General features: G+C 43.6%; 13 protein-coding genes. 6 read left to right on the forward strand and 7 right to left on the reverse strand.

Annotated features, from left to right (window positions below):
• Positions 1 to 41 precede the first annotated feature (41 nt).
• From BUB86_RS02790 to BUB86_RS02815, 6 genes are read right to left on the reverse strand one after another with little or no spacing between them, the layout of a single operon-like run.
• A complete protein-coding gene (locus tag BUB86_RS02790; RefSeq protein WP_073205016.1) occupies positions 42 to 1,526 on the reverse strand; it encodes a PglZ domain-containing protein in 1,485 nt (494 codons plus the stop codon).
• Positions 1,519 to 4,296, reverse strand: coding sequence for a DEAD/DEAH box helicase (locus BUB86_RS02795; protein ID WP_073205019.1), 2,778 nt, complete (start codon positions 4,294 to 4,296; stop codon positions 1,519 to 1,521). The genes BUB86_RS02790 and BUB86_RS02795 overlap by 8 nt, the downstream gene beginning before the upstream one ends.
• A gap of 11 nt (positions 4,297 to 4,307) precedes the next feature.
• Positions 4,308 to 6,953 carry a DNA methyltransferase gene (locus tag BUB86_RS02800; protein ID WP_081373055.1) on the reverse strand — a complete coding sequence of 882 codons (2,646 nt, stop codon included), beginning with the start codon at positions 6,951 to 6,953 and terminating at the stop codon, positions 4,308 to 4,310.
• Between the two features lie 9 nt (positions 6,954 to 6,962).
• Positions 6,963 to 10,631 (reverse strand): DUF6079 family protein, encoded by a 3,669-nt coding sequence (locus BUB86_RS02805; protein WP_073205024.1) that lies wholly within the window; start codon positions 10,629 to 10,631, stop codon positions 6,963 to 6,965.
• Between the two features lie 15 nt (positions 10,632 to 10,646).
• A complete protein-coding gene (locus BUB86_RS02810; protein ID WP_073205029.1) occupies positions 10,647 to 11,072 on the reverse strand; it encodes a hypothetical protein in 426 nt (141 codons plus the stop codon).
• A 2-nt stretch (positions 11,073 to 11,074) separates the two neighbouring features.
• Complete coding sequence (locus BUB86_RS02815) at positions 11,075 to 11,296, reverse strand: helix-turn-helix transcriptional regulator (RefSeq protein ID WP_073205032.1); 222 nt, start codon at positions 11,294 to 11,296, stop codon at positions 11,075 to 11,077.
• A 449-nt stretch (positions 11,297 to 11,745) separates the two neighbouring features.
• On the opposite strand from BUB86_RS02815, the gene BUB86_RS02820 reads away from it, so the two are divergent.
• Together BUB86_RS02820 and BUB86_RS02825 are read left to right on the forward strand one after the other, a co-directional pair.
• On the forward strand, positions 11,746 to 14,517 hold the full coding sequence (locus BUB86_RS02820; protein WP_073205036.1) for a PD-(D/E)XK nuclease family protein: 2,772 nt from the start codon (positions 11,746 to 11,748) through the stop codon (positions 14,515 to 14,517).
• Entirely contained in the window at positions 14,517 to 18,953 is a 4,437-nt protein-coding gene (locus BUB86_RS02825) for a UvrD-helicase domain-containing protein (protein ID WP_073205039.1), read from the forward strand. Before BUB86_RS02820 ends, BUB86_RS02825 begins: the two co-directional genes overlap by 1 nt.
• Before the next feature lie 117 nt (positions 18,954 to 19,070).
• Here BUB86_RS02825 and BUB86_RS02830 read toward each other — a convergent pair whose 3' ends face one another.
• Positions 19,071 to 19,466, reverse strand: a complete 396-nt coding sequence (locus BUB86_RS02830) for a hypothetical protein (RefSeq protein ID WP_139261339.1) — start codon at positions 19,464 to 19,466, stop codon at positions 19,071 to 19,073.
• Positions 19,467 to 19,729: 263 nt separating this feature from the next.
• Here BUB86_RS02830 and BUB86_RS02835 point away from each other — a divergent pair, with 263 nt between their 5' ends.
• The 4 genes from BUB86_RS02835 (at position 19,730) to BUB86_RS02850 (ending at position 23,541) form a co-directional block, all read left to right on the forward strand.
• Entirely contained in the window at positions 19,730 to 21,892 is a 2,163-nt protein-coding gene (locus BUB86_RS02835) for a hypothetical protein (protein ID WP_073205045.1), read from the forward strand.
• A gap of 93 nt (positions 21,893 to 21,985) precedes the next feature.
• On the forward strand, positions 21,986 to 22,348 hold the full coding sequence (locus tag BUB86_RS02840; protein WP_175549390.1) for an HIRAN domain-containing protein: 363 nt from the start codon (positions 21,986 to 21,988) through the stop codon (positions 22,346 to 22,348).
• Between the two features lie 8 nt (positions 22,349 to 22,356).
• On the forward strand, positions 22,357 to 22,647 hold the full coding sequence (locus BUB86_RS02845) for a hypothetical protein (RefSeq protein ID WP_217653207.1): 291 nt from the start codon (positions 22,357 to 22,359) through the stop codon (positions 22,645 to 22,647).
• A gap of 18 nt (positions 22,648 to 22,665) precedes the next feature.
• Complete coding sequence (locus BUB86_RS02850) at positions 22,666 to 23,541, forward strand: helix-turn-helix domain-containing protein (protein WP_073205051.1); 876 nt, start codon at positions 22,666 to 22,668, stop codon at positions 23,539 to 23,541.
• Positions 23,542 to 23,543: the final 2 nt, after the last annotated feature.

The following is a 23,543-nucleotide window of genomic DNA, read 5'->3' on the forward strand; positions in this document are numbered from 1 at the left end:
TTTCGAGCATAGAAATACTTATACGTTGATTTATTAATATTTTATTCTCCATATTTCTTGTTTTCTATTGTAATAAAAGGAATGACCATCTCCATAAAGTGCGCACCTCCATGAGTAATTTCTTCCTTTGGTTTGAAAGATTGGGTATTCCTCCATACAAGCCAATTGTCTCTTATTAGCCAATTCGTCTGGTCATCAGGATGCATCTCGACAAAGGCATTTAGATAAGTCTCTTTGTCAAAACGCAAGTAACGCTCTCCACGGCTGACATCACTGTCTTTTTCCTTTACGATGAAAGTCTTATCTTGTTGCGTGAGAGACCAACCATCATGGGAAGAGATATTCCCATGATCAGTCACAATGTAGATGTAGTAACCCTCTTCATAAAGACGTTTTATCCGTGGAAGGATTCTTTCTACCCAATTTTCGGTGATACTATACAGATCCTTAGTATATCGACATGCATGAGCTGTGTGGTCCAAGTTGACATCAACCAAGGCAACACGCTGTTGATAAATAAACTCGGGAACTTCTTTTTCGTATAGGTACAAAGCGCTATCTCCAATTAACTGCTTGGAACCTCTATCATGCGAGGTCCAATATTTATTCCATAATTTCTCTTCTGAACCAGGACCTTGATTATAGTCATTCTCAGGGAAATCACCACGAAAGATAGCCTGCCTTGATAGTTCTGTCACAGAGGGCATCCATGCGAACGTAATATCATCTTTTGGTGACAAGCCTTCTTCACGTAGACGTTTACCAAGCATCGAGTACTGCCAATAACTAAGACAGTCAACTACAACTAATGCGACCATTTCATTTCGCTCATGCTTGTCGCAAAGATATGGTAATATCTTGGAAACGACCTTGGGCTTACCAAATGCTGATGAAGTTTGGGTGTTGAAGTAATTCTCGTCTACGAAACGTTGGAAATCAGCATTGATTTCGTTCAATGCGGGTTCAATTTCCTTGTAAGCATTCTGCATGATGGCCTTTATGACTAAATCACTTATCTGTTCCATAGTGCTAACAGAGGTCCAATCACGAGGAATTTCCAATAACTGTTGTTTTAGTTCTGAAGCATCAGCTCCCAACTTCTCTTTCTGCGCATTTATTATATCTATGGTCTCTCTTGGCCCAAGATTACGCAATGTACGTTTCTCAAAAAGGATGCTTAATAATGGAAAGGATGGATGTGCCTCTATCAGTGTGGGTATGTCATAACACGAGAACAAATCCGTCAATTTGAAATCGGTCACATAGCATTTTCGCATGATATCTGGCATCAGCATTTGCCCTGTACCAAGCAGATAACAATAATGTTGACCATCATCATTCTTGTGCAATTCGTAATGGAAGCGTAATTCAATATTACTTCCAGTGACAAATTTAACACCAGATTCTTCACTCAAACGGGAATATATATCTTCTCGCATGAGCAGGCTGTCGGCATAGCGAATAATGCTGATACTGACATTCTCTTGTATTATGTTATGAACTATATTGCTAACCAAACTATCCATTTATTCTGACTGTTAGTATATGTTTGACATCTGGTACAACATTATATGCATGAGAGAGGTTGTTTTCAAACAGATCTCTTTGTTCCTGCAATTTCTTTAATTTCCCTTGGCGTATGTTTTCAATCCCGATTCTACGAATACGGATTTCTGCAACATCCATGACATGGCGTTTTTTGTCGAGTTTTGCTGCAATGCCACTCTGTATTTCAGACTCTATCTTCAAGAAAACAGAATATAGATTCTTTTGGAGCTGAGCATTTTCGGTGATTGTCGGGTCTGAAGCCATAAAACCAATACCCTTGAACTGGGCTTTGCGTTTAACCAACATATCCCACAAAGTTTGTCCGTAAGGAGCGAACACACGCCCATTATCACTGATATACTGTGCTGAATAACAAACCTTCGTCTCATTATCGTTTTTGCCAGTAACCTTCCATAACGTAAGATATCCAGGCCGTTCCTCACCGCTTAGGGACTGAATTACAGGTATTTCTCTACCTATACCACCATCTATATCACGAATGATATGCTGAATGATTGGGTGTTGCAATGTAATATGAATGGCCGCAGGATTATCCTCTTCCCATTTGGAATCAAAGATGGCTCCAAGATTTCCATCTGGAAGATGATATAGCGTTAATCCGTTAAGCATTTTGTCGTAGAATCCTTTTACATTGATGCAATGCAAGTCCATGAGGTCTTCAAGCCAAATGGGGAGCGGACTATATTTCACTTCTGATGCTGCTGTCTTAGTAATCTCTTTCTCGGATATTGATGGCAGAGCGTGTTCTGTTGAGCGATAGTTACGAAGTTTATCCTTGATTTCGTTTAACCATTTCTTACTGTCCTTCTCAAATTGGCGGGGATCAAGTAGAGATTGCAGGTAGAGTTGATTCAGGTGTTTCATCTCTATCGTAGAGTCTAATACATCGCTTGTCTTGTCAATACCCAGCTCGTCCATAATAGTATCAAGCTTAGACATAATCGTGTTGTAGATACGGCTGTCAACACTATTGTCTGTTAGCATATTGATAGCCACAACCTTATGCGACTGGCCAATACGGTCAATACGACCAATGCGCTGCTCTAATGCCATTGGATTCCAAGGCAGGTCATAGTTGATAACAATATGGCAGAACTGCATATTGAGAGATTCTCCAGCAGCATCTGTTGCTACCATAACGGGAACATCATCCTTGAAGCGTTGCAGGGCATTCTTGCGGGCCGTCAATGACATAGAGCCATTAATGCCCACACAATCCAAACCCGCGTCTTTGAGTGATTCAATTAAATACTCCTGTGTTCCACGGAACTCTGTAAATACAAGTACTTTCAGGTTTTCTTCTGAAGGGTCACTCCTAAGCTGGTATATTTTGTCAAGCAAGGCCACCATCTTGGCGTCTTTTTCAATACGCATAACCTCTTCTGCTTTCCTGATAAGCTTCCCTAACTCATCAATTTCATTGAAGGCTATACCGGCATTGTAAACAACATCCATCTCAGCGGCCATCAGCCCTTCTTCCTCAAAGTCACTATAGCGAAGACTATCCTGTTCACCATATTCTTCTAATTCATCCGGATCCTCTCCCTCCTGCAATCGCTTGTACCGGTTACGCATGGCAGAAAGAACAGCTGCAGTACTACTGCTCGCCAGTTTCTGGAACATAACCATCACCAGTCCCTTAGCATAGCTGTTCATATCAAGAGCATTCTCAAAACTCTTCTTGACGTATTCTGTTACATCTTCATATAGTTGATGTTGCTTAGCAAATTCCCATTTTTCAGTCAGAACATTTAAACGCTGAGTTTCACGCTGTTGGAAAAGCTTCTTTCCGTCATAGTCAAGAGCAAAGCGTTTCTCAGAGCGCATGACGTATGGTTGTATCTCTGCAATGCTAGGCATTCCGTCACCAGTAAAGGTGTCTGGATCTATCAGTTGTAAAACCCGGCGGAAATGGTCGCTCTTCCCTCGATGTGGTGTAGCTGACAAGAGGAGCACATTAGGAACACTGTTACAAAGAGCATCAGCCATAACATATCGTGAAACCTGAGCGGTTGCTCCACCCATTTTATGTGCCTCGTCAATAATGACCATATCAAATTCCGCTTCCAGCACAGCTTCTAAGCGATACTTGTTATATTCATCCACCCTTTTCTGACTCCAACCATCTCGTACAGTTAAAGGTTTCAGAGCATCACTAGAAACGATAATCTGGTTATGCTGCTTCCAGAAATTCAACTCATCCTCGGCATCAAAACTGGCAAACGTTTTGGCCATGCTATTGATGAAAGAGGAGTCATAAATATGGAAGTTTTCGCAAAAATGCTCACGAAGTTCCGATTGCCATTGTAGCATGGCAGATTTGGGAACTATAAGTAGTACGCGCTTTACTTCCCCCCTAAGCTTCTTCTCCTTTAATACAAGACCTGCCTCAATGGTTTTACCCATACCAACCTCATCAGCTAATAGATAGCGGGTCTGAAGCCCCTGCATGACCTTCTCTAAAACGAGTATCTGATGGGGAAGTGGTGTGAGAGAGCTTTCATAGGGAGCAAGTAGTCGCTTTTGGGCTATTTCTCCTTGGATACGGGCGGCAATAGACACATAACGAGCGTAGGAAAGAGCATCGAGATTACTGTGGTAATCTTCGATTTCATCAATCATTACCTGTTTGAACACATCATTTTCAAGAATGTGAATCCAGCAGAATGTTTTGTCAAACATCTGCCTCTTACCAATAATTTCGATGCTCTTACCTCTATACTGCATATATTCCTAAATTATACGTGACGTGTAGCAACATCATAATAACGGAGCAGCTGTTCGTCTTCCTGCAACATGTTAGGCGAAATCATTTCACCCACTTTGATAATGGTAATAAAGTCTTTTTTCTTGTAACACTCTTTAAAACCTGCACGTACAGCTTCAAGTCGAGCGTTTTTAATAGGCTTCGCCTTTGGCTTATTAACTGCTTCGACATATATATTGAATTCTTTCATTAGATTTTTGAAACGCAACTTGTCCAAATCTACTTGCTTTTCTGGATCGGCAATACGCCATTTTCCGTCAGATTCTTCAATGAAATTCTCTTCGAGAATATCGCGTAATTCCGGAAGAACATCTCCCTTGCGGAGACCATTGATAGCTTGCATCCATTCAGGCTGTATTTCCTGGTATGTCTTCGGGTTATTGCGAAGAAGATTCTTTAGCCATTCTATACCATTGGCTTCGTCGCTTACGATAATACCCATTGGAACAAAATTTGGAGCTGTTTTTTTCTTTTCTTCATATTCAGCAGCCTGAGGAGCAGTGAAAAACATGCCATCTATTTCAATATAACGTTCACGGAGACCTTTTTGAAAATCGCCTGCATCAAGTGGAACTTGAATGTTATTCGCAACAAAATATGATAGCATTCTATCATATAGTATTTTGGGGTTTCTTTCTACAATTGAAGTAGTCGCGTTTCCTTTAATTATATGGACAGGAAGATGATTCAAATGATCATCTATGAAATCCCATATATTAATTGAATTCGACAAATTAATCTCTTTTAAAATAGAATCGTTAGGCTTATAACAGGTTATTATCAAATCTTCTTTGACAGATGTGGTATATCTCATGGATTTAATGCCTCCATGAACTTTATCAAAAGCTGTAACACTGGATATTACAAAGCCAGCATTCTGTATGGCAGTTTGAATTGCATTCCATATGCTTGCCTTGGTATTGCTAAACTCTACAGTCATCCATTTGCCAGGTTTTAATATTCTAAAATAGTCCACAAAAGCCCCCTGAATGAGTCTCATGTAATCAGCAGCCTCTTTATTTTGAGTTTTGTTGGCAATGGCTTCATCTTTAGAGTTAGTTATTACATTAAGCCAGGCTTCTGTTATTCTATTTAATTCTGAATACATAATATTATCACCAAAAGGAGGATCAGTAAAAATGTAGTCTACAGATTGATCCGGTATGATACTATTATGAAGAGCATCACCAACTTGGATAATATTATTTAAGTTCATATTTTCGACCTCAGGCGAATGTTTTACCTCCAAAAGATCGAAAATGTTTTGTTCTACTATTTCACTTGGAACATATAGAGTACCACTTAATGGACCATTAATACGCCCATTCATGTGGTATTTATTTACTATAAATCTATTTAGTTTAGTAAGGTTTCTTGCAATACTATTTGTGAGACAGAACTTGTTGTACATAGAACATCTTTCCCATAATTTTGAAAGAATAAACAATGTTCTGTCTGTATATAATTGATGGATATAATAAACCCCTTTTGCTTTAGGATCCTCCATCTTGTCACCTTCCCCTAGTGGCAAGGTTGGTACCCATGAGTTGTTGGGGGTATTTTTAATATCTTCTATTAGTGCAATATCTTCAGCATCAGGCGTTTTCCTGAATTTATGTCCATTATAATAATAAACAATAAGATAAGGCACAGAAACAGTTCGTTCTCGAGACTCTCCAAGCCTATTGTCGAAATAATTCTCTTTTTTCTTTTTGCACGTACTCCTTTTGATTTCAGCGCCACAATGTGGACAAATAGCATAATCATCAATTCTGCCTTCACCAATTCTTGAAAACAAATCCATAAATTTTGCTTCGCCACCACAACTGTCACATATAACTATATCTGACCATACCATAAAAAAGATTTCACCATATTTCCCGTTGGTATGCTTGGTCCGATACAAGTCACCATATTCTTGCTTAACATCTTCAAGTATGGCGGAAAAATTACGTAATTCAGCAGAATTATTATTGTTTAAATTAAAAGCAATAAAACTTGCAATAGGACTTAAGTCACTACAGATACAATGCCGCTTTCCTAAACTTCTTTCTTCGCCTCTAGTAGCATCTGAGCCAAATTCGCACATACCAGCTGCAACTCCTGTCATACCAGTTCCTGCAAAACCATCATATATAATATCGCCCGGTTGAGTATAATAGTATAACAATTTCATGATAGCTTTGTGTGGTACTTTCGTATGATAAGAATGCGCTGTGTATATTGGGTCATTCTTTCCAACACTAATGTCTTTAGAGTAAGGAAAAGGAACATTAAAAGAATTCGATCTTTTGCCTTCTTTTAATAAAGTTTCTTTTTCGTTATTCCATTCATTTATTATCTCTGGTGTCCACGGATTTGGACATGCAGTATAATATGGAGGATCAGAGAGATTAATGATATCATCATCTTCTCCGATGGGGAAACCTTCAATTTTTCTTAGTTCTGGTAGTTTCTTACGAAGTTCTTCTCGGAAATAAGATCGACGTGTTTCATCGTTTTCAAATTCCATACCAAGACAAGTGACAGGGGTGTTATCTTTAAAGTCAAAACCACCCATAACACGAGTCATCTCCTCTTCAGAGAATAGACTACCAGTTTTATCTTGATTTGCCATATTTTCCTTTTACTGTTTAATAATGATACGAACATCCTCTGGGCGCATGCCAGAAGTTTTACTAAGAATAAGCTGCTCAAAAGCATCCATAGCAGCCTGCTTCGTCATAGGACGTGAGAAAGAGTGTACAATTTCATCGAAAGATATCTCCACTCGCTCGAAACTATGGTTCAGTTTCTGAATAACTTCGACCAGTTGTCGAGCATAGGTGTGGTCTAATTCTATCTTGCCTTCAGAGAACTGCTTGATTAAGACCTTTTCTGGCTCATTGAGATATTGCTTGTTACGGTCAACAGAAGGATCGTCAAGAGCATCGTGGAACTGTTGTTCAATATCTGCAAAGATATCATCAAGCTCTGTTTTTAGGGCGTTCACATTGGGTTTCAGACCACTTTGAACTGTGGGATTAAAACCGTCTTGGAAAGGAGAGATTAAGATATTCTCACGTGTTACCAAGCTATTTGCCGGTTTCAGTTGTCCTATCTTATTCTTCCACTGGGTGAACATTACCATATTGAGGAAGTTAGCATTAATAACATCTTCGCACACCTGATATTTCTTGCTGCTCAGTATGTCTAGTTTCGTGGCATTTTCCATTTCTGTGATATGTGCTGCAGTATATCGAGCTAAATACCAGTCTGCATAATCTCCCTTTATCTGCTCTAACTCGCGAAGATAGGCTGTACGATCAGTATCATTCATATCAATGATGGACGATAGCTTCTGCATTCCCTGAATTAGTTTCATCATTAGTGGCTTATCACACATTGCAAGTTGCTGAGCCTGTTTCAGGTAACTGATAATTGCCTGGAACTTCTCCATGTCAGCAAACTTCTTTTCAAACTCATCGAGCTTACCTTTGTCATCCACAAGTTTTGAACGAACATTATCTACAGTCCATGTAATATTGCGAAGTTTAGCTTCATTGTTATAATTAGGTATTTGGTCACACATGCCTGCAAGTGCGGTAAATCTGCTATAATAGCTGTTTCCTTCCGAAGGTGAAAGGATTTCTGCACCAGCGAAAGTATAGCCATTACGAATTTCGGAAGCCATCTTTACTGCACGTTTAGAAATATCACGGGCAGCAATAGCGAGATCTGCGTATGTGCTTGCCTCTCCCAAACGGTTAGTACGGTCTTCTTCAATCAATGCTAGCATCAACTCTTTTACTACAGCAAGATTAATTCCCTTTGGTGGACATACACTCTTGAACTCATAGTAGTCATTATCATTAAGGCGGGTTACCATATCAATAGTACTAGCATTGATGCGACTGCTGTTGTTGAGTACAATCTCCAACTCGCCTTGTGCAGCCATTGCAGAAAGTACAATGAATTCGAGATCTGCCTCAATATGGAAGTCCTTACTCAGGAACTCATTACCTTCTACGTAGAATGCTTCCAGAATTTCTGAGCGGTTAACCACTTTGCCTCCCGCAGCATCAAGCATGGCTTTAATAGAACGTGCATATTGAGAATCTGATGTTGACAAACGTCCGTCTTTCCAAAGACCAAGGCCATGTAAGATTGCAATACCATTGCTGTTGGCATTCTGTGGCTTAGATATCACACTTCTTGCTGAAGACAAAATATTCTTCCTATTGTCATCAGCCAGGGGTTGTGAAAGCAAAGAGAAGCTAGGATACTCTGGATTCTCATGATCGAAGTGGGGCTCCATAATAACTGAAACAATACTGCTGACGGCATCAATCTTTGCTTGGCCAGTTCCGAAACCTACCATTGTTCGCATTGGTTGAGCACTTCCATTATACTCAACATTTGTCTTGTCATAGAATTCACGATCAAACACCTCACAACACTCTTTAAAGAAACGCTTTCTAAATGTTTCGTATTTGGGTTTCTGAGCAGAGTCAGCACCATTTTCAAGCTGCAAGGCTGCACCATAGTATGATACGGTCTCCTTAAATTTGTCACTTAATTCGTTCAGAAGGAAGAATACTCCATCCTCTTCATTATCGTGAGCCATAGCTGCCGCATCAAAGATGGGCATGAAATAGATGTAAAAGTGACGTCGGGGATGGGTTGTTGATTTCGCTGCAGGGTTACCCATGAAAATATAGCCAGCTCGAGTACACATACGTGACTTCCAAACGATATGATGTGGCCAAATAAGGAAACCATTACGATATGTCTCATCTTCTACAGGCAGCACCTTGGCCAAAAATTGGAAGAAATAATGGTCTTTTGTGCTATCGTCCATTTGAGATGCGTAATCCTTAATCTTTTGCTCGTAGTTGACACCACCCTCAATTCGAAGATGGTATTCATCATTGATGTCATTCCGCTCTAAATATTCGCCAATTGTTGCTTGAACAATATTGTCGGCTGCTGGTTTAACAGCCAATTCAACAAGGTCATCATATCCCTCGCACATGTCATCAACAGGACATAGGTCACGTGTTAGAGTCTCTGCTGTAGCACCATTTGTCTTGGCCAAATCTGCCTGAAGAATCTTCACTGCGAGAGCATTCGCTATCCTATGAGCGAGGGGCTTCTGAGAAGCGCGACCACCAGTGAAGTTGTTGTCAATCTTCTGATCAACAATGGTCATGATATCACTCACACGGCGTACATCTGGGATGGCCATAAGGTCAGTATTCCGTTTCATGTCATCCCAATATGAATCGTAGCTGATGATACCTGGTTCTTCATCTGGAACATCTTGGTCGAGCATCTTTGCGAACTTTTCTGAAAGGACTTTCAGCACCTCGCGTTGGCTCTTTCCAATACGTATCTCCTGGAAATTCTCAAAATATGATGGATGAACAGGGAACAAATTGACATAGGTATCAAAATCGTTATCCATGTCGGGGAAGAGGTTTCTGAATTTACCAAGATGATCAGAAATGGTAGACTTTTGCTGCTCATTCTTCTTTAACAGACGTTCCTGTGCAATGAATTGAACATCTGTTTTCAATATAGTAAGATTCTCGTATCGGTCACTTACATGTGAAAGCATGTCCTTTTCAAACTGGAACTCCGTTGACTGATAAATCAGTTCCTGAACACCAAACACCATTCTGAAATGTGTCCTGTCGCTTTGATGGCCGAGGGCCTGAAGAACCTGGAGGTCTGTATTAAGAGCAGCTGGTGTGGCATGTCCCTTTAGGAATGACAGCATCTCGTCAATGACTAGGAGGAAGCCCTTGTTAGGATACTTCTCTTCAAACTTAGCCATCATTTTTGCTATCTTGGTCGCATAGCTATCAGGTGTTTTGTCGTCAGAAAGGCTATAATCAATACCCCATTCATCAAGAGCTTTATCTATCTCCCATGCTACTATTGTCCAGAGATCTTTATTGCTGCCAATCTCAAATCGATGAACAAGATATTTTCCTGCGATTTTCCCCAAAGCATCCTTCGCTTTCTCATTCTGAAGCAAGTCAAGGTACTTTTCGTCTTCTGCAATGATAGAGAACAATGACATAAGGTGAGATTTACCGGTACCATAATTACCGACTATCTGAATGCCTTTGGTCTCTACTGGTCGTGAGAAGTCGAGATGCTTGCAGATTGTGGGAATTGTGTAGCTCTCGAAAGTTTCAGAACAAACAAAGTTCTTCACAACGTTAGTGCGATAATCCTCATTTTCAAGTTTCTCAAACTTGATAATCTCATCGATAGGATTAAATTGGATAAGTTCTCTGTATTTCATATTTGATGCTATTTATTATTCGACTATTGTGTAAGTTAGATTTTTGAGACTGAATGAATAGTTGTTTTGTTGTGAAAGAAAGTAAAACCTCTCATTCGCAATACCCCCCTTCGCTTGGATAATAAGCAATTCATCCTTTGCAGTCTGTTCTACAATCGTCTCAAGATTGAAGGAAAGAGCCGGTTCGAAAAGAATGCCAATATTGCAGAGTGCCACATAGCGACCATATTCTGGATGCTCATGTGTGTGTTGGCGAATCATTTTACGAATGGCATCAGACGCATACATGTTAAGATTTGCCTTCTGAGCTTTTGTTTGCAGGGCATCGGCAAGGTATGTACCAACATCAACACTCTCAACTTCTAATGATGACGAGAGGTCGAATACAAGTCTGTACTTGGGATTCTTAGACAGATATGAAGATAGGTTACTATTCATCATCGTTAAGCGATTGGTTCTGGAATGTCCTTGAAACGCATAAGCTCACCAGGCTCCACATTAAGCAGTTTCGCAATCTTCATAAGGGTCTCGAGTGTAGGTTGGCAACTGTTCGTACACCACTTGGAAACAGTTGCGGGATCCTTCCCCAACTGCTCTGCCAGCCATTTGTTGGTCCTCTTCTTCTCTGCCAACACGACTTTGATGCGGTTAATATCTTTATCCATCAGAGTAGTTATTAGTAAATTAATGTGGCAAATATAGCAAATAAAATTCAGAAATTGCATAAAAAGAAGGAAAAACTGATGAAAAATAACATTTTTATTGCATTTTTCTCACTTTTGGCACTGAAAATCGCCAAAAGTTGTGTCACTCAATGACACAACATATTATAATATATACTTCTCCTTCCTTGTCCCTTGCTACTCCCTTGCTACGGCCTTCCTATAATATCCAGATTGCGTCAAAAATAGGCGCAGATATTCTTCTATGAACCAAATGTCATCATCAAAATGGTGTTTTTCTCACTTTTTTGCACCAATATCCAATGAAAATTCGTAAATTCGCACCAAATTATTACTGTTGGCAGAAAAAAGTTATAGCTTGTGCCACGATTTGGGACAACTATATACTAATTTCGCAGCGGAATTTGAAAATTAAAAACCTAGTGAACGATATGAAGATACTGTTTTCGCCTGAGTTTAGCGGGCATGTTTTTATCGGATTGAGCGAGCAGCAGCCAGAACTGATGGACACAATGGTATGTGACACCATGGGGTTGGTTGCCATGTTGGAACTGAGAATAGGCATCCATGTGGAGGACGTATCGGGTAACAACCGCACAGTACTTTACTACAGGGCTTTGTCGGAGTATATGAAACGGCACCCCAAGAACATCCTGGCAGAGTCGTTCAGGCTGTCGGGACTAGGAACGGCAGAGCAAGCCCTGAGATGGCGTGACAGTCTGATGATGGACAAGTGGCAGCCGGTGGCAGACTCAGGCAGTGGCCGTCTGGATGTGCTGGCAGGAACAGAGCAGTACTTCGACTGCGTGGGTCTGGCAGACAGAATAGCCACGGTGCTACATTATATATATAATAAAGTAGAGAAGAGTGCCTTCACGGACCTGGAGATAGAACTGCCCTGCGAGAAGGATCTGCTGCATCCGGCGATCAAAGAGCTGTTGGAGGCCTTGGAAGGGTTAGGCGCTATGGTCAGCTATACGGCTCCCAAGGTTATGGGCGAGAGCAATCTGGCCAAGGTGACCCAGCTCTTGCAATCGGACACGAAGGGAAAAATAGAGCTGAAGAAAGGTGACACCTCCTTCCTGATTTACCGCTTTACCGACGAGAATGCAGCCAATGAGTACCTCTCCATGAAGGGCGAGGAGCTGGCTGCTGATGTCTGGATAAACAATAGCAACAAGTCGATGGACAACTGGCTGCGCATGATGGGTAAGCCAACGATGGGCAGCAGCATGGCAGAGGCAACACCGCTGATGGTGCAGCTGTTTGTGTTGGGGCTGGAAATGATGAAGGAACCGCTGAACATACAGAGCATCATCAGTTGGCTCTATGCACCTATGCAGCCACTGGGGACATACTTCGGAGGCATACTGGCTGAGAAGATTATAGGCGAAGGTGGCTACAGGAACGAGAACTGCCAGAAGATGGTGAACGACTACATCATGGGCAAGTACACCTTCCATGACAAGGAGGAGGATATGGAGCTCTCGGACAAGGAAAAGGCCAAGCGGGATGAGCGTGAGAAGAAGGAGCGCGAACAGCTGGTGAAGATCTATCTGCCACCGTTTGAGGTGCAGAACGACGTGAAGACCACCAGAATCAAGTCGTACCTGAACAGTCTGTCGGGGTGGGCTACCAGTCGTGCACACTTCCTTGGTGAGAAACCCAATAACGAGGGTTGGATCAGTCAGCTGCAGAGCCTGGCCCAGATGTGCGACACCTTTATCCTGTTGCTGGATTCATCGGGCATGGGCGAGCAGGCAGACTGGAAACAGGTGGACAGTTGGGTGAGCACCCTCTACAAGGGCGAGACCTTCCTGCAGTATGCCGCACAGAAAGGCAGTCGCGAACTGATAGACAGTCCGGCAAAGATGGCTGCCAGAAGCAAGCGCACCATCTGGATGAACTTCACAGGTGACAACGGGCGTCAGTTGGACTGCGGATTCCTCTATCCCAGTGAGCGTAAACAGGTGGAGAAGAGTCTGACGCTATGGGATGAGCGCAAGGAAACGGACTACCATCAGAAGATGGAGATGATGCCGATGCTGATGACTGACGAGCAGCTGATACTGGTGGTTACCGACTATGTGAGTGGTGAACCGGCACAGAAGCATCCATTTATGGTGCGACTGGAAAGCCAGATAGACAAAGATAACCTGAAGGACTTTGTTATCACGCCCAATCTGCTGGAGGAGAAGATGGAGGATGTGAAGCTGGTGAGAAACGAGAATGTGCAGTCGAAGATTGAGTTTGAACATGCCGACCTGCTGAAGTGGCCCAACCACCTAAGCTATTCCTCGCTGAGTACACTGGTGGAGTACCCGCTGGACTTTGTAATGGAGCGTATGCTGAACATTGTGAACACTGGTCCTGGCAGCATTGCAGACGTGAAAACCACCAAGGGTACTGTGGCCCATGCCGTGATTGAGGGACTGTTTGCACCCCGTGACGGCAAGGAGCGCAGCACTGCTGATGAGATAGAGCAGAGGGTGAAAGAGGAGTTTGAGGAACAGGTGAGAAAGAGCATCGAGGCCTGTGGTGCCATCCTGTATCTGCCCGAGAACAGGCTGGAGGCTGAACTGCTGACGGAACAGTTGCAGAAGTGTCTGAAAGTGCTGCTGACCATTCTCCGCGAGAATCGCCTGACAGTAACAGGCTGTGAGCAACGTATCACCAAGGACATGGGTATGATAAAGACCGAGGAAGGCTGGGATATGATAGGCTTCATCGACATGACCTTGGAGGATGAGAACCACCATCCTGTGATATTCGACTTCAAGTGGACTTCATCGAAGTCGTACTACAGAGACCTGCTGGAAGCCAACCGCTCCATTCAGTTGGAACTCTATCGTACCATGCTATCAGCTGAGAAACGTGATGCTGTTGAACGGGTGGCCTACTTCCTGATGCCAGAGAGTCACCTGTACAGTCTGGAGCACTTCGAGGGCTTGCACTGTACGCAGCTGGTGCCAGCCAACAACGACAACATCGTGGAGCAGTTGAAGAATGCCTTCTTCTATCGCAAGAAACAGATAGACAGTGGACAGATAGAGATAGGTGAAGGATTCCCATGCGGTATGCTGGACTACTATAATGCCACAGAGGCAGACTCTCTGTTCCCACTGAATGTCAAGGACGGACAGCAGGAAACCAATATTTTCAGCAATTACACCATATTTAAAGGATTGAAGGAGGGCGAATAATGAAGAACGTAACATATATCAATGCCAGTGCCGGTAGTGGCAAGACCTATACGCTGACCCATACGCTTGCTGACCTGATCAGCGACCAGAAAGTAAAGCCGGAGCAGGTCATCATGACAACCTTCACCGTGAAGGCTGCCAGTGAAATGAAGGAAGAAGCCAAGAAGGTGCTCTATGAAAAGGGACTCTTCGAGGAAGCCTCCCGACTGGATCAGGCCATGATAGGTACGATTCATAGTGTGGCCAATGCACTGATCAACAAGTATTGGTTCTTCCTGGGACTGTCGCCCGACATGGGTGTGATGGCAGAGGAAGATACGCAGTTCTATACCTCGCAGTCGCTGTCAGACCTGCCGACACAAGAGGAACTGAAGACGCTGCACGCCTTCTGTGAGGACTTTGATATCCAGTACAAATATGGTGTAGGCAAGCGAGGTGTCAACTACGACTATTGGAAGGAAGACATCCTGCGTGTGATTACGTATACCACCAATTATGAGCTGGACAGCTATGAGCGCAGTATCAAAGAGTCGCTGGACTATATCCGTCAGTTTGTGAGGTCGAATATCAAGTCAGATTACACCAAAGAGGAGCTGACGGCCATACTCAATGCCCAAAAGCGCTATGCCGAGACACAGCGTGAGAGCAAGAAGAAGCAGGACATTCTGGCTGAGATTCGCAGCATGCGACGTGGTTTAAGTGACCCCACCATCGGATGGTACAAGAGACTGGCCAAGCTGCTGAATGCCTGGACAAGTTGTGCGCCAGAGGCAGAGGAAATGAGAGACCGACTGGCTGAACTGTGGCACTGGCCACTGGTCTATCAGAAGCAGGAGGCATACATCCGTCTGCTATTTGACCTGGCTGCACGTTGGAGAGACAGATACACCAACTATAAGAAGGAGAAGAACCTGCTGGACTACAACGACATGGAGAAGTACATGCGAGACCTGTTGACCGACGAGAAACTGTCTGAGGAGATCTCGATGGACTACCGCTACCTGTTCGTGGACGAGTATCAGGACTGTTCTCCGATTCAGGTAAAAATCTTCGACCGCCTGTCAGAACTGATGGAACACAGCTACTGGGTGGGCGACTACAAGCAGGCCATCTATGGTTTCCGTGGTAGTGACATCACACTGACCAAGGCTGTGGTTGACCGTATTGCTACGGGCCAGAATGGCTGTGAGATGGCCAAGCCGCTGGATACGTCATACCGTTCTCTGCCTGACATCGTGAAGGTATGCAACGAGACCTTTAAGCGTACCTTTGCGGGTGTGCTGGATGAGAAGTCTATCACGTTGAAGGAGCACCGAGAGAACAAGGAGGGTATTACATCGCTCCGCTATTGGGATTTGTCATCTCAGGAGGATGTGGGTCTGCCGCACCATATTGCACATCTGATTCAGCAAGGTGTGAAGCCCAGTGACATTGCTGTTTTGGGTAGGGCTAATGCACCCTTGAACGAAATGGCCGGTGTGCTAACTGATAACTTCGGTATTCCTGCCAGCAGAGAGAACCTGCCCGTATCGCAGATGGCAGCAACACCGCTTGTACTGGCGCTGCTGGCATTAGTGGCCAGTGAGAAGGACTCGTTGGCAAAGGCCCAGATAGCTATACTGACCGAACAGGACTTTGGCACCAAGGAACTGATAGAGAGTAAACTGTTGTTTGATGCAGAAGAGGACACCAAGGATAAGGACTTCCTGAATGATGTGCCTCTGGTAAAGCGTCTGCTGGAACTGCGTCCGATGCTGAAACAGCAGTCTGTAGCCGCTTTGGTGGAAACCATGATCATTGAACTTGACCTGTATAATGTGGTGAAGAAGATAGGCCGTGTATCTGAGTCGCAGTCCTGTCTGAACACGATTATCAGGACGGCTTATACCTACGAGCAACACTGTGTGCAGATGAACCTGCCAGCAACCGTGAACGGCTTCATGGATTATCTGACGGTGATTGATCCTGTTGGAACGGGCGATGCCAATGGTGTGCAGCTGCATACCTACCACTCCAGTAAGGGTCTGCAGTGGAAGTATGTCATCCTGACTTCACTAAGGGAAAGAATGGATGATCCGGCAAAATGCGTGAAGCAGAGTATTTACGGCATCCACTTCAACTACTCGGAGCAGCCTTCTGCAGAAACACCTTATCCAGAGGTTTATATCCGTGTGATGCCGTTTGTCTATGGTTCTGGAAACACCAAAGTTCCCGAAGATATTCAGGAGGATATTGAGAAATCTGAACTTTATAAGAAGGTGAAGAGTGATTCGCTGTCTGAGTGCAATCGCCTGTTGTATGTCGGTATGACCAGACCGCAGGATGTGATGATTCTGGCCTTGGAGAAGCCTGCAAAGAATAACCATGAGCTTCAGTGGTTACAGGATGTGGGGCTGGATTGTGTACAGCCACAAGATAACAGCGACCTGCTGGGCGTAGGCATGCATTTCATTGATGAGACACTTACCCCAGAAGAGGGCGAGCAAATCAACTCATATCACTATATGGCTGATAACGAGAAGATGAAGACTCGTCGTATTCCTTATCAGCAGGAACTCTGTGAGGCTGACAGAAAGTATCTGTCACCAAGCTCACAGTGGGAGAAAGGTCATGTGGAGAAGGACTATAAGATCTGTGATAGCCTTAAACGTGGTACTCTGGTTGGCAGAACAATGGCTGATGTGGGTAATTGCATCCACCAGATTTACTGTGGTATTGAGCAGAAAATCGATAATGAGGCCTACTATAAGGACCTGATTGCCAGCTATGGTCTTTCAACTTACCTGATTGACTATGAGGGCATCAGAACTGCTTGGGAAGAACTGGTGGCATGGTTGACTGAGGAATATGGTCCGGCTACGCACATCTATCATGAGCGTCCCTTCTCCCATCTGAAGGATGGTCAGGTGTTTACGGGTAGTATCGACCTTGTATGGCAGACAGAAGAAGGTGATATTCTCATCGACTTCAAGACCTGTCCGTTGGGCCATAAGCATATTCTCAATGAGGAATCCGACCACTATGCAGGGTGGTATGCCGGACAGTTGGATGCCTACACCGATGCTTTGGAAGCAGCTGGCGAGAAGGTTATCAAACGTTACATCTACTATCCCGTCAGCGGTATGCTGTGTGAGATTAGCAGGGCTTTCAAGGCTCCCAAGATCGTGATGAACGCCAATATTTATTGTTTCGATGCCAGCAATGGCTTTGATATTAACAAGATGATTGAGGGTGCTGCCAAGGTACTTGATGCTGCCATTATGTGTGCCGAGCACGACCCTGACGAGGAAGAGATTGCAAGGACAACCATGTATATCAAGGGTGGTTCTTCCCAAGGTATTGAGACAATCCTGTTGAAGTCGGGCTTGTTTACCATCAACTTGCCTTATCTGGCATCTCGGACAGACGTTGCTTTGGCATTTACTCTCATGAGGGAAGCCAAGAAGCTCCGTCCTGATTTGGTCATCTATGATGGCGATGAAGAGACTTTCGCTGACTTGTCAGAGGATAACGAGGTTGAGACCTATTATTATCGTCTCGACAATATGTCAAACATCATCGAGAAGCAGGACAACCATATCGGAGTGAATGGTTTGATGCATGAGTTCCATATCTTCCCAGAGTACATCAAGGCACAAATGCCTGATGTTGAGCCGCAAGAATGGACGTACAAGGCATTTGAGGACTTCATTGACATTCAGTGGAACTACGGGGACTATGACAATTTCAGCCGTGCAGAGATAGGTGCTCCAGACGGTGAAGAGTTTATCGGGCGAATACTCGGCAACAACAAGGGTTTTGCCGGAGTATGCCAGAAAGTAATACTCTATAAGGATAAAGAGACGAAGATTGTACCCATCGATGACTTCTTCGAGGCGACAAAGGACAACAAGTACGTCAAGCGACTGGACTATGCCCAGTTTGTGATTGACGAAATGCCAGATGATGAGTGGGAGAGGTTCTATGACTCTTTTGAAGCAGAACCATTACGTCATCCCAAGACCTATCTGTTGCGCTGGAACCCGACTATCAGCAGCTATACATTGAATGACTATCGTAATGATATGGAGGAATATCCCGATGGATTCCGTTCAAACTGGAGCATCTATGAATGGGAAGAAGCTCATAAGGGTGACCGTTTCTTTATGCTGAGAACAGGTGATGACAAAGCTGGTATCGTATATCGCGGTGAGTTCCTCTCTGATCCATACGAGGGTGACGACTGGGCTGGCCAGAAAGGCAAAAAGCGTCAGTACATCGATATTGGCTGCTACGATTTTATTCCCGCTGATAATCAGTCACCCATTGACATTGAGCTGTTGGAAAAGGAAATCCCGGAAATAGACTGGCGCAAAGGCCACTCTGGAGAACTTCTCTCCGAAGAGACGGCAGATAAGTTGAATGATTTGTGGAATAATACATTTTTAGTAGAATGAAGGTATTATCAGTTCACTAAATCGAGATCTCAATTATGAGCTATAAGGTAAATTATAAGTAGGTTGTCATTTAGGCAGCCTACTTATGTTTATACGGAGTGAGACTTTTTCTATTTGCTAAGATTCGAATGGATACTCAAACCCACGAGGCTCGTAAAAGTCTTTAAAAATATGGTCAAGCCCCAAACTGATATATTGTTCTCTGTCTACTGGAGGTATATTGGTGGGGACGGTATGCTTGCTGAAGTCAAACTTAGCCTTACAATCAAGTACGTCGTCGCTTGTTTTATCATCTGCACCCCATGCTTCCATAATCTCCTGAATCAAGCACTCTGACTGGGTATCAATATAATCCCAGTCGTAATGAACGAACTCCCCTGTTTCATAGAAATGCTTTATAACTGCCAGAAATACCCAGCTATAATGCCTATTCCATAGGTCGTCAAACCATAGCGCAGCTCTTCCCTTGCCTCTATCACGTTCAATATTGGCCACAAATTCGTCATCGCTCATTGTGACGGTTTTGAGCCAAGGAAACTTTTTGCTGTCTTGGTCATAAAACCACTGCTCATCTGCAGTCATGTCCCTATATATTTTTCCCATTGTAATCCTTTTTACCTTTTGTTGCACAAAGGTACGATTTTTATTTGAAATAGGCAAAAGATAACCGGGAAAAACAACATTTTTACCATCTTTCCGAATAATTTCTGAGGTTGTCCCACGATTTGAGATAACCTAGATGTAATTTCGCCATCGTAAACTAAAAAAGTAAGGTTATGGCATACAAATTCACAATTAAAGGAATCCGGAAGTTCAACGAAGAAAAGGTCGTTGAAAAAGCTCTTTTGTCGTTTAGGGGAATTGCTAACGACCCCGAAGTCAAGGTTATGTACCATGAACCTTCTGGAGAAGAAAAGGAATCATATACTGTGATGACGGTGAATGTGTCTACACAAGGTGTTAACATCAAGCACCTGATTGGTGGAAACATCATTGTTGAACTACCTTGGTTGGCATCCCAGATGGATGTCCGTTTGTGCTATGCCTATCTCAATGCTGTGAAAAAGGCTCATCGGGGCGCCAGAATCATGGACGAGGAGGATAAAGGTGTAAAACTGACCGAAGCAGATGCCAAAGAGCAATGGCAGCAGCGGTGGCAGAATATGGATGAAATCATTAACAAGGGTGAGAAACTCGTGGTGGCTGGTGCGGTCAGAGACTTCCATCTGAACCCCTCGAAATACATCGGACGGGATGAAGCCACTAATAGAATTGGGGAAGCCTTTGACGATCTTGTCACCATCCAATGGGCCAATTTGGATGCCATTAACGTTAGAGAGGAAAAGCGTCACGTCTCTGAGGAGGAAGAGCTAAGCAGCATACGTATCGTAGATAATCAGGAGGATGTGTTTATTGGTGCTTGTCAGTATGTAGGCATGATGAAGGGTAATACCTGCAAGATGGTGAAATTCGAGGATTTCTGCCACTTGATGGAGAAACAGGATGAATTCCAACTCCTTGATGAAGCACAGGCCTTGCTTAACAAGATGGACGTTGAGCAGTGGAACGAGCTGTTCGATAGGGCAGGGGGGATCGTTCGTGAAAACTTCCGCAAGACATTCATCATGCGCTGGAATACGGACATCAGCAACTACACACTGTCTGAGTTTGAGGATGCTATGGAGGACTTCTTCGATGAAGGTTTCTACTACGACTGGAGCATCTGGGATTATCAGAAAGCCCATATTGGCGACAAGTTCTATATGATTCGCACTGGTGAGGGCGCTAATGGCGTTGTCATGCGAGGAACTATTATTGGTACTCCTTATCCTGATGAAGACTGGAGTGGCAAGGGTCGTAAGGTATACTATATCCGTATGAACCTCACAAATATGATTCATCCTGAGAAAACTCCGCTGCTGCTGACAACGGATGAGTTGACCGAGGCAATCCCTGACTTCAACTGGAAGGAAGGCCACTCTGGAGAAATCCTTAGCGACAGTCAGGCTGACAAACTGGAGGAGGTCTGGAAGGACTATATCGAGCGTACACATGCTATTTCTTCTGAAGAAGTGATGGAAGGCGACTTCAACGAGTTCTACAAAGAGAAGGGATGGAAGAAGCCCGAATGTTATCAGGGTCATGGCGACCACATTGACACCATCATGGAGCCGGAGGAATTCCTGACCCATCATCTTCCTGACGTTGGCAAATGGACTTTTTATGATACGGCCCATACGGAGATAACTCACAATGAATACGATAATGAAAAAGGAGATTTGCTTGTCGTAAAGACTGGTGGGGAAATGGGTATGGTGGCATTACTCCTGAACAACGAGAAGGTCGGACGTCTTGACTTTGTATGTACTTACCCTTTTCACAAGGGTATCCCTCATAAGCTGAAAATAAAGAAGGTCGCTGAGTGGGATAGCCAAGTGGAAGCTGTCGTCTATGCCGAGACAGAGGAGATGAATATTGCTTTCTATGCCACAGACTACTATACCAACAAAGCCAAGTATGTGCCTGGCGCAGAACTCGACATTGAACTCGCTGCTAGTGGCTACAAGGTGGTTGAAGGCGAAGAAAAAACGGTGCTCGATGCTGAGACTTCGGCCAAAATGCGCAACGACATGGGTATTGAACCTGAATATGATGATGAGGGCAATGTCCTTCCGATGGAGCTATATCATAATGAACTGGTAGCATACTTGTCCCACAACGAGGAATATCCTGATGATGCAGAGTTTGCTTCACCCATCAAGTCAGTTGAACAGGTTTCGCTCTTTGGCATCGACTTCATCAAGGCAGTCATCTCCATCTGCCATGAGCCGGAAGAGACTTATGTGCATCTCTATTTCAAAAAGGAGTATCTGCCCAATGCCAAGAAAGGCACGTTGGTAAGAGGATTCTTATGGATGCAAGGTAAAATTAAAGCTTAAAATTATTATTTTGGAAGGTTGTACCACGATTTGAAGCAACTTGATGATAATTTTGCAGTGAAAATTGAAGTTGAACACTAATAATGAATGGTTATGAAGGCTAAGAAGTTATTTTTTAAGGAATGTCATCTGGCAGGTCGTCAGTATCATGACGTAGATGAAGTATGGAACGAACTTCATGTTGGTACCCAGCTGGAACTTCAGCGTGATTTGGACAACAGGCATGACAAAAACGCTGTGGCAGTGGTTTATCGCACCGTTGACGTGGACACGGGAATCGTCGAGGAATACCTGCTTGGTTATATACCCAGTGGTGAAAATGAGACCATCGCTCAACTCTTGGAAATGGGTTGGGAAGACATCTTTGAGTGCCGTATCAGCAAAATTAATCCTGAAGCTCACTACGAGAACCAGATACGTCTGACGATTCGCATTGTCAAAAACGAGAAGGAATAATTATTGTCATGGCAGAGCCAGATTACGACAAACTACGTGAGATGATTGCCCGCTGTCAATGGACATTTGCTAAGACGATGCCCTGGGCACCGCATGAGTATATTGTGCGAGGCAAATGTCCGCTGGCAGACGAGGGTTTCGTATATTTCGTCAATATGCAAAGAGAGCATGGCGTTAAGGAACATTGGGGTAAGTATTTCCATCCATACCTCTATATTGACGATTCTAAATATTGGACGATGGGTGCTCCTATTGAGGAGACTATCATAATAAATAGAGCGAAAGTCGCCAATAAATGAAGAGAATTTCAGGATAACATGGCAAGACTGGTTACACGACAAGAAGCGGCAAGATTGCTCAATGTGTCAACCCAGACGGTGAGCAATTGGATTGAGAAAGGCTATATCAAAGCCCACATGTTGGATAATCACTTGTTAGTTGACAGGGAAACCATCGAGCAACACTTTGATAGCCTTCAAGACTTGGCACATCTGGAGAAAACAGTAAAGGAAAAGACAGAATATTTGCGTAAAGAGGACTTTAACCTTGAGTTTGAGATAAATGATCTCCTTGAAGCCCGTGATAGGCTGAAAGATGAACGTCTGTATGGCGTTTATCGCTGGATTGCCGATTATGCTACAAGGTCTGCAGATGGTATGTTCACAGAACAACAGCAGAAAATATTTCATCGGATGATGGATAATGGAAGTGCAGACTATATTGGCAAGGAATTAGGGCTTAGTCGTAGTAGAGTCGTAGATACTTTTTTCAATTGCCTTCGAAAAATCGCTAAAGTGATTGACTTGGCGAAAACTCAGGAAAAATGGGATGAAATGGAACAGGAGAACAAGCGATTGAAACTACAGAATGCCTCACTGATACAACAGCTTAATGAATACAAAGCGAACATGGCTGCCCAAACGGCTACACCCTCAATCCCTGAGAATGAAGCAAAAATCAAATTGCTCGGAAGCAATTTTGAAGAGTTCGCTTTCAGCGTAAGAGCTACCAATGTTTTAAGAGGTCTGGGTTGTGTTACCATGGCTGATGTAGCCTGTCTGAAAAAGGCTGATCTGATGAACGCAAAGTTGTGTGGCAAAAAAACTGTCGAAGACATTGAGAAACTCCTGGCAGAGCATGGACTTTCCCTTGGTTCAAAACTACAGCTCCTCATGCATCCATCTGTCAAGTAACC

Source organism: Xylanibacter ruminicola (assembly GCF_900142525.1).
In the GTDB taxonomy this organism is placed as follows: Bacteria; Bacteroidota; Bacteroidia; order Bacteroidales; family Bacteroidaceae; genus Prevotella; species Prevotella ruminicola_A.

Excerpts from the sequence above, each read along its gene's own strand:
- BUB86_RS02790 (WP_073205016.1), bottom strand. The coding sequence starts at position 1,526 with ATGGATAGTTTGGTTAGCAATATAGTTCATAACATAATACAAGAGAAT.
- BUB86_RS02795 (WP_073205019.1), bottom strand. The coding sequence starts at position 4,296 with ATGCAGTATAGAGGTAAGAGCATCGAAATTATTGGTAAGAGGCAGATG.
- BUB86_RS02800 (WP_081373055.1), bottom strand. The coding sequence starts at position 6,953 with ATGGCAAATCAAGATAAAACTGGTAGTCTATTCTCTGAAGAGGAGATG.
- BUB86_RS02805 (WP_073205024.1), bottom strand. The coding sequence starts at position 10,631 with ATGAAATACAGAGAACTTATCCAATTTAATCCTATCGATGAGATTATC.
- BUB86_RS02810 (WP_073205029.1), bottom strand. The coding sequence starts at position 11,072 with ATGATGAATAGTAACCTATCTTCATATCTGTCTAAGAATCCCAAGTAC.
- BUB86_RS02815 (WP_073205032.1), bottom strand. The coding sequence starts at position 11,296 with ATGGATAAAGATATTAACCGCATCAAAGTCGTGTTGGCAGAGAAGAAG.
- BUB86_RS02820 (WP_073205036.1), top strand. The coding sequence starts at position 11,746 with ATGAAGATACTGTTTTCGCCTGAGTTTAGCGGGCATGTTTTTATCGGA.
- BUB86_RS02825 (WP_073205039.1), top strand. The coding sequence starts at position 14,517 with ATGAAGAACGTAACATATATCAATGCCAGTGCCGGTAGTGGCAAGACC.
- BUB86_RS02830 (WP_139261339.1), bottom strand. The coding sequence starts at position 19,466 with ATGAGCGATGACGAATTTGTGGCCAATATTGAACGTGATAGAGGCAAG.
- BUB86_RS02835 (WP_073205045.1), top strand. The coding sequence starts at position 19,730 with ATGGCATACAAATTCACAATTAAAGGAATCCGGAAGTTCAACGAAGAA.
- BUB86_RS02840 (WP_175549390.1), top strand. The coding sequence starts at position 21,986 with ATGAAGGCTAAGAAGTTATTTTTTAAGGAATGTCATCTGGCAGGTCGT.
- BUB86_RS02845 (WP_217653207.1), top strand. The coding sequence starts at position 22,357 with ATGGCAGAGCCAGATTACGACAAACTACGTGAGATGATTGCCCGCTGT.
- BUB86_RS02850 (WP_073205051.1), top strand. The coding sequence starts at position 22,666 with ATGGCAAGACTGGTTACACGACAAGAAGCGGCAAGATTGCTCAATGTG.